Raw genomic sequence first — 1666 nt, forward strand, 5'->3', positions numbered from 1 at the left:
GTCGCCGGGGCGGCGGGGGCGGCCGCCGCGACCGGATGGCCGGGGCGGGATTCGGCACGGCTCGCGTACCGCAGAACTTTCGATGCGGCCACGGCCGCCTCCTGTGCTGTCGGGTCGGGCGCCGCCGGGGTAGCGGCCTGGGCGGCGTCGTCGTAGCGGACGACGACCGGGACTGCGGTACCGAAACTGACGCCGTCGGTGCCGTCACCGGCCGGGTCGACAGTGACGGGGATCCGCTGACGAGTGCCGCTGTCGTCGTCGATGACGATCAGCTGCAGCGGCTCGAGGTGGAACTCCTCGATCCACAGCGACCACGGCGCGTCGTCGTAGAACTTGCGGCGCACGTCCTCGGTGGTCACACCGGCAGCGACCTTGCGCACCTTCGGGTTTGGCATGAGCTGCCCTTTCATGTGGACGGTGATACGGGTGCCGCCGGTGTACGGCGTCGACGCGGCGACCCCGTACAGGGCGCCGACGTCCTGGAGGGAGGCCAGGGTTCCGATCGCCGGATCGGCGATGCCGAGCAGCGCGAGACCGGTCAGCACGAACGGGTGCGTGTGGCCGAGCGCGCACTGGTAGTCGAACTCGGCCTCGACCGAGCGTTGCGGGTACGCCGACGCAATCACGGTGTGCCCGTTGGCATCCGGCGTCGCCAACCAGCCCGGCATACCGACCAAGTCGCCGATCAGGGTCGCGCCGTCGACGACCGCGAGATGATCGACCCACCCGAGAGCGGGCTCGCCGTCGAACCGAGGATCGGTGTGCCCCAGCTTGATCCGCGGCCGGTGCACGGCCGGGCAATCGGTCGCCGCGACCGCGTACGCGAGGTCGTCGGGGGTGAACGTGTGCCGCCCGGTCGAGGCGTCCCACGTGCCGACCCTCATCAGCTCGACTTGCGGCAGGTGCGACAGCGCCGGGGCGGCGGGCACCGGTAGCGGGGCCGTCAAAACAGGGCCTCCTGTCCAGCGGGTACTGGGCGGGCCCGGCGCGCGGCGACCGGCGCGGTCGGTGCCGGCGCGGGCTCGGTGGCCGGGGCGGGCGCGGCGTCGGCCGGTTTGGACGGGAAGCCGAGACGCTGGCGGACGGTCTGCTCGATGAGGATGTCCGGCGACAACAGGCCCGCGTCGACGAGGGTTTTCAGCGCGGCCGCGGTCGCGTCCTCGTTGCGGCCGATCTCGTCGAATACCAGGCGCGGCGCGGGCTCGTCCGGCCCGAAATTCACGTCGACGAGATCCTCGATCACATGCAGATTGGTGACGTCGCGGATGAATTCCGCCTCAGCCTGCACGGCGTCGATGAAAGTGTTCTGCTGCACCGACGCCAGCGCATACGACCCGCCTCCGGCCAGGTTCAGGAAGTGCGCCAGACCCGAGATCGCGATCATCGTGTCGTGGTAGGTGACTGCCGCGCGGATGTCGGGCAGGTTGCCTTGCACGCCGAGCAGCTGCAGCGTTGCGCCGTAGGGCAGGCCAACGCCGCCATGCTCGCTGCCGCGGTAGGCCTGCGCCATATCGGCGAGCTTGGCGACGTCGGCGTCTGTCGCGCCCTCGGCCGCGGTCGCGACCGGCACACCAACGCCGTTACGGCGGGCGGCGACGGCCTCGATACGCAGGAACTCGTCCTTCAGCAGCCAATGCTTGTAGGACGGGCGCAGCAGCGACTTACC

At 70.8% G+C, this 1666-nt stretch carries 1 protein-coding gene and 1 pseudogene; both read right to left on the reverse strand.

The features are described from left to right. Positions 1–947: pseudogene (locus ACFXIV_RS47835) on the reverse strand (hypothetical protein); the annotation flags it as partial. Next, positions 944–1666 (reverse strand): DUF935 family protein (locus tag ACFXIV_RS47840; protein WP_379421529.1); only part of this gene is annotated, 723 nt, incomplete at its 5' end. The pseudogene ACFXIV_RS47835 and the gene ACFXIV_RS47840, both read right to left, overlap by 4 nt.

The sequence above is a fragment of the Nocardia sp. NPDC059236 genome (genome assembly GCF_042754085.1).
Taxonomy (GTDB): Bacteria; Actinomycetota; Actinomycetes; order Mycobacteriales; family Mycobacteriaceae; genus Nocardia.